Source organism: Methanocalculus sp., from assembly GCF_030651615.1.
GTDB lineage: Archaea > Halobacteriota > Methanomicrobia > Methanomicrobiales > Methanocorpusculaceae > Methanocalculus.
In genome coordinates this window covers 1-5,457 of record NZ_JAUSCG010000043.1, presented here as the reverse complement: position 1 = coordinate 5,457, position 5,457 = coordinate 1, and the positions used below count along the sequence as shown (strand labels likewise).

General features: G+C 54.1%; 6 protein-coding genes. 4 read left to right on the top strand and 2 right to left on the bottom strand.

Annotated elements, in window-relative coordinates; genetic code table 11:
• Positions 1-871 (bottom strand): fibronectin type III domain-containing protein (locus Q7V06_RS01645; RefSeq protein ID WP_304837107.1); only part of this gene is annotated, 871 nt, incomplete at its 3' end.
• Between the two features lie 65 nt (positions 872-936).
• Between Q7V06_RS01645 and Q7V06_RS01640 the strand changes: the two genes are divergently transcribed.
• The 4 genes from Q7V06_RS01640 to cysE are packed head-to-tail and all read left to right on the top strand — an operon-like array spanning position 937 to position 4,557.
• The gene (locus tag Q7V06_RS01640) at positions 937-1,125 is read left to right on the top strand and encodes a hypothetical protein (protein ID WP_304837104.1); all 189 of its coding nucleotides are present in this window, start codon (positions 937-939) and stop codon (positions 1,123-1,125) included.
• 57 nt (positions 1,126-1,182) lie between these two features.
• Complete coding sequence (locus tag Q7V06_RS01635; RefSeq protein ID WP_304837101.1) at positions 1,183-2,652, top strand: homoserine O-acetyltransferase; 1,470 nt, start codon at positions 1,183-1,185, stop codon at positions 2,650-2,652.
• Between the two features lie 11 nt (positions 2,653-2,663).
• Positions 2,664-3,593 (top strand): cysteine synthase A, encoded by a 930-nt coding sequence (cysK, locus tag Q7V06_RS01630; protein ID WP_304837098.1) that lies wholly within the window; start codon positions 2,664-2,666, stop codon positions 3,591-3,593.
• Positions 3,594-3,600: 7 nt separating this feature from the next.
• A complete protein-coding gene (gene cysE, locus Q7V06_RS01625) occupies positions 3,601-4,557 on the top strand; it encodes a serine O-acetyltransferase (RefSeq protein WP_304837094.1) in 957 nt (318 codons plus the stop codon).
• On the opposite strand, the gene nadA is transcribed toward cysE, so the two are convergent.
• Complete coding sequence (gene nadA, locus Q7V06_RS01620) at positions 4,554-5,456, bottom strand: quinolinate synthase NadA (RefSeq protein WP_304837091.1); 903 nt, start codon at positions 5,454-5,456, stop codon at positions 4,554-4,556. The two genes, cysE and nadA, sit on opposite strands and share 4 nt — an antisense overlap.
• Between the last annotated feature and the right edge of the window lies 1 nt (position 5,457).

The following is a 5,457-nucleotide window of genomic DNA, read 5'->3' as shown; positions in this document are numbered from 1 at the left end:
AGCTCCCCTGCTCCCCTACAGGATTAGCCATAATCTTGTTGAATGACAGGATGATCCGGGTGCCATCCATATTTGTTATCGCCGAGGAAAGGATCGGAGGAGCAGCATTGGTCGTAACCGAAACGACATTTGATACCCCTGCATTCTCACCACCGGTCACCGCAAGCCGGAAACGGTACAGAGTACCCGGGGAGAGTCCGGTAACAGTTGCGGACGCAGCAGTAGGTGCAAGCGGACCATGGGTTGCACCTGACCAGGAGATCCCACCATTTCTGCTCTGCTCAATCGCAACAGCAGTAGCTTTTACTGCCTGTGTCCAGGTAAAAAGGGCCGTCGTGGCAGTATTTCCAGTTGATGTGAAGTCTGTCGGAGGAACAGCATCGGTCGTAACCGAAACGATATTTGACACCCCCGAATTCTCACCACCGGTCACCGCAAGCCGGAAATGGTACAGAGTACCCGGGGAGAGTCCGGTCACGGTTGCAGACGCAGCAGTAGGTGCAAGCGGGGCATGGGTTGCACCTGACCATGAGACCCCACCATCGCTGCTCTGTTCAATCAAAAGCGCAGTAGCGTTTACTGCCTGTGTCCAGGTAAAAAGGGCCGTCGTGGTGGTTTTTCCGGTAGATGTGAAGTCAGCGATAGAGGCTGATGCAATCCCCGCCGATACACCGGAGCGGGGAATCTCTGGAGTTGCTACAGTGAGAGTCGCCCCTGTATCCGCAAGGAGGTGATAATTGCCGGAACTCCCATCATCTCCATACTCATATGATCCAACCACCCCGCCATCATCATGCAGATCAGCAAATACCCCTGATGGCATACTCATGGCGAGTCCAAGAATAACAATGCAAAGAATACCCAGCCTCATCAACATTCACCTATTCAGACACCATGGCGCTTTTTTCTCCCCCATACAGGACATCTTCGTACGAGATGAGGACGTCGGCATCATTACAGTCCGACGATATCGTTCTCTTCTTGGAGTTGAGCGATCAAAAAGGTATCCCTCTCCTTCAGAGAAGTGAAGAAGAGGATCTGACAACCTGCAACGATCCAACTGCGATGACAGGAATGTATATCATCATATTCATCCATGCTTATACAGCACATTCACAATTGTGAATATTCTCAGAGGAGAGCGAGGCACATGAGGAACAGTACCACACCAGGAGGAGAGAGATGACAGGATCGATTGGTACAGTACAGACAGAGAGCGTCACCTTCGATACACCACTAACGCTGGAGTGCGGGGCGATGCTTGCCCCTTTCACTATAGCCTACCAGACCTATGGAAGGCTGAACCCGAAGAGGAATAATGCGATCCTGATCTGCCATGCCCTATCCGGGGATGCTCATGCCGCCGGAGTCGATCCGGAATCCAAAAAGAAGGGATGGTGGGACACTGTCATCGGACCGGGGAAGGCATTTGACACCGACCAGTACTTCGTAATCTGTTCAAATGTCATCGGCGGGTGCAAAGGATCGACCGGGCCATCCTCAATCAATCCGGAGACCGGGGAGCCGTATGGACTAACCTTCCCTGTGATCACCATCCATGACATGGTCAGGGGGCAGAAGCGTCTCATCGAATACCTCGGGATCAAAAAACTTGCTGCTGTGGCCGGCGGATCGATGGGAGGGATGCAAGCACTCGCCTGGCCAATCCTCTTCCCCGAAGCAGTCTGTCGGGTGATCGCCATCGCAACAACCGCTCGCTCGTCACCTCAGCAGATCGCCTTCAACGAAGTCGGCCGTCAGGCGATCATGGCTGATTCTGCATGGAACGGTGGTACCTACCCCCCATCCGCACCCCCGGTCCGGGGACTCGGCCTTGCACGGATGATCGGCCATATCACCTATCTCTCAGATGAGGCGATGCATGAGAAGTTCGGAAGGAGCCTCTATGATCCCGAAGGAATCGGGTACAACTTCAGAACCGAATTCCAAGTGGAGAGCTACCTCCATCATCAGGGGAACTCATTCACACGGCGGTTCGATCCGAATACCTACCTCTACATCACCCGGGCGCTTGATTACTTCGACCTCTCTATCAACGGATCACTCACAGAGGGATTTACCGGGGTGAAGACATCGTTCCTCGTCGTCTCTGTCTCCACCGACTGGCTCTATCCCCCGTATCAGTCTGAGGAGATCGTCTCGGCACTCACACAGAATGGAGTCGATGTACAGTACTGTGAGATTCGATCGAAGTATGGCCATGACGCCTTCCTCCTCGAGTCTGGTCAGCTTAATTATATCATCGGTGACTTCCTCGACCGCCTCCTCGTGAAAAATGTGATGGATACGTTGATTCCCACCATCAATGAGGGAGCCTCCATCCTGGATGCATCGAAGAAGATGATAGACGAGGGCGTCAACCACCTTCCTGTTCTCGGAGAGCAGGATCAATTAACCGGGATTGTCACCTCATGGGATATTGCAAAGGCGGTTGCTTTCGGTCACCGATCACTTGATGAGATCATGATCAGGAGTGTCCATACCGCATCCCCGGATGAGCCGGTGAGAGATGCAGCACGCCGGATGCAGGAGCGATCAATCTCCGCACTCCCGGTGATCGACGGGGAAGGCCGGGTGGTCGGTCTCATCTCAAGCGAAGCAATCAGCAGGCTTGTCGGCCGGTGTTCATAGGAGGAGAAACTATGGGTAAAATATACCAGGATATCACAGAGACGATAGGAGATACTCCTCTCGTCAGGCTGAACCGGATAACCGAGGGATTACATGCTACAGTACTGGTAAAGATCGAGTCCTTCAACCCGATGCATAGTGTCAAAGACAGGATTGGGCTTGCGATGATCGATACTGCAGAGAGGGACGGCAGGCTGAAGAAAGGGCAGAGGGTAATGATCGTTGAGCCGACGAGCGGAAACACCGGGATCGCCCTTGCAGCAATAGCGGCTGCACGTGGCCACCCGATCACCCTCGTCATGCCCGAGACGATGAGCATAGAACGGCGGCAGGTCCTCTCAGCTCTTGGAGCGGAGCTGATCCTGACACCAGGCGGAGAAGGGATGGGTGGAGCAATCCGTAAAGCTACATCAATGGCTGAAGAAGGAGCCTGCTTCATGCCACAACAATTTGAAAACCCCGCTAATCCGGAGATCCACCGGAGGACGACAGCTGAAGAGATCTGGCGTGATACTGATGGAGAGGTTGATTTTGTCGTTGCAGGGGTTGGAACCGGTGGGACGATCACCGGGATAGCAGAGGTGATCAAAGGTAGAAAGCCGGCATTTAAGGCGATTGCAGTCGAACCCGCAGAGTCACCCGTCCTCTCCGGCGGAAAGCCGGGACCACATAAAATACAGGGGATCGGTGCAGGCTTCGTCCCAAAGATCATGAGGCTCGATCTCATCGATGAGATCCTGCAGGTCACAGCAGATGAGGCAAAAGAGACTGCACAGAGACTTGCCCGGCTTGAAGGGATCCTCGCCGGCATATCCTCCGGTGCTGCCCTTGCAGCAGCCCTCAGGATCGCGAAGCGACCGGAGAATAGTGGGAAGATGATCGTTGTCATCCTGCCAGACACCGGGGAGCGGTACCTCTCGACCGGCCTCTTCAGTACCTAGGGACATCATGAGTATCAGAGAAGATATCAGAACGGTCTTTGAGAAGGATCCTGCGGCACGATCCACAATAGAAGTACTCTGCTGTTATCCCGGGATGCATGCCATCTGGATGCACAGGATTTCACACCGCATCTGGAGAAGCAAGATCCGCTTCCCTGCCCGCCTCATCTCGCATATCTCACGGGCTCTCACCGGAGTTGAGATACACCCCGGTGCAACAATCGGCAGAAGAGTCTTCATCGATCACGGCTCCGGTGTTGTCATCGGAGAGACTGCGGAGGTTGGTGACGATGTCCTCATCTATATGGGGGTCGTCCTTGGGGGAACCTCGCTGACAAAAGGCAAACGCCATCCGACCATCGGCAATGGCGTCACCATAGGTTCAGGTGCAGCAGTCCTTGGACCGATCACCATCGGAGACGGTGCCCGCGTCGGTGCGGGATCGGTTGTTGTCCGACCCGTTCCGGCTGGTGCTACTGTCATCGGAGTGCCGGGCAGAATTGCCGGACCTGAAGAGCAGAAGCGACCTATCGGACAGCTTGATCATGGTGATCTCCCTGATCCGATGCTCCGGGTGGTGAGCCGCCTGCTTGATCGCCAGAGCCGCCTTGAAGAAAGGATATTTGAGCTTGAACGCGACCATGTGACGAAGGAGGGGGAGAAGATCGAGCTGATCCGGGAGGAGGAGGTCCGAAAGGCTCTCAGGTCAGTGATCGATCCGGAGGTCGGAATCGATATCGTCGATCTCGGCCTCGTGAAGGAGGTTCATGTGGAGGAGAACCGGGTACTCATCTCCATGGTCCTGACGACGAGTGCCTGTCCTCTTGTTGACTATCTCAAGGATCAGGTGAGGAGAACCGTCCTTGGACTCGGCGGGATCGAGAGTGTTGAGGTGGAGATCCTTGACGAACCATTCAACTGGGATCGGTTTGTTGCACAGAAGGGAGATCTGCAGGACCTTTAAATCCGAAGCATCCGCTCAATAGCCACCCGTGCACGAACAGCCACCTCATCAGGTACCGTCACACGGGGGGTCAGACTTTCAAGTGAACGAAGCACATTTTCCAGACCGGTCTTCTTCATATTGATACAGATCGCCTTCTCTGAAAGTGGATATGCATGTTTACCAGGACAACGCTTCTCGATCTGATGTATTATTCCTGGTTCGGTTCCGATGATGAACTCTCCTTTATCAGATGCACAGATATGCCTGATCATCCCCGAGGTTGAATGGACATGATCTGCCAGGTCAATCACTTCAGGACGGCACTCGGGATGAACAAGAAGCTCGGCATAAGGGTGATCAGCCCTTGCCCGCCTAACATCCTCAATGATTATCCTGTCATGAACATAACAGTACCCTTCCCAGGGTAAGATCTCCTGTTTGGTGAACCGGGCAACGTACCGGGCGAGATTTCTGTCCGGGAGCATGATCACCTGGGTTTCATCGAGCGATTCAACGACTTTAAGAGCATTTGCAGACGTACAACAGATATCGCTCTCCGCCTTCACCTCAGCTGTGGTATTCACGTATGCAACAACTGCCGCATCGGGGAACCGCTCGCGGAGGGTCCGTACTTCGCCACCGGTGATCATCCCTGCCATCGGACAGTGGGCATCAGGTGCCGGGAGGAGGACGGTCTTCTCAGGGGAGAGGATTGCGGCGGTCTCTGCCATAAAATCGACACCGCAGAAGACTATCACTTCCGCTGACAGATCTGCTGCTGCACGGGCAAGTTCGAGTGAGTCACCAACGATATCAGCAACATCCTGCACCTCCGGGATCTGATAGTTATGTACAAGGATCACCGCATCCTTCTCTTCTGCTAAGGTATGGATCATCCCCGATATATCCTGCACCATA

Excerpts from the sequence above, each read along its gene's own strand:
- Q7V06_RS01640 (WP_304837104.1), top strand. The coding sequence starts at position 937 with ATGAGGACGTCGGCATCATTACAGTCCGACGATATCGTTCTCTTCTTG.
- Q7V06_RS01635 (WP_304837101.1), top strand. The coding sequence starts at position 1,183 with ATGACAGGATCGATTGGTACAGTACAGACAGAGAGCGTCACCTTCGAT.
- cysK (WP_304837098.1), top strand. The coding sequence starts at position 2,664 with ATGGGTAAAATATACCAGGATATCACAGAGACGATAGGAGATACTCCT.
- cysE (WP_304837094.1), top strand. The coding sequence starts at position 3,601 with ATGAGTATCAGAGAAGATATCAGAACGGTCTTTGAGAAGGATCCTGCG.
- nadA (WP_304837091.1), bottom strand. The coding sequence starts at position 5,456 with ATGGTGCAGGATATATCGGGGATGATCCATACCTTAGCAGAAGAGAAG.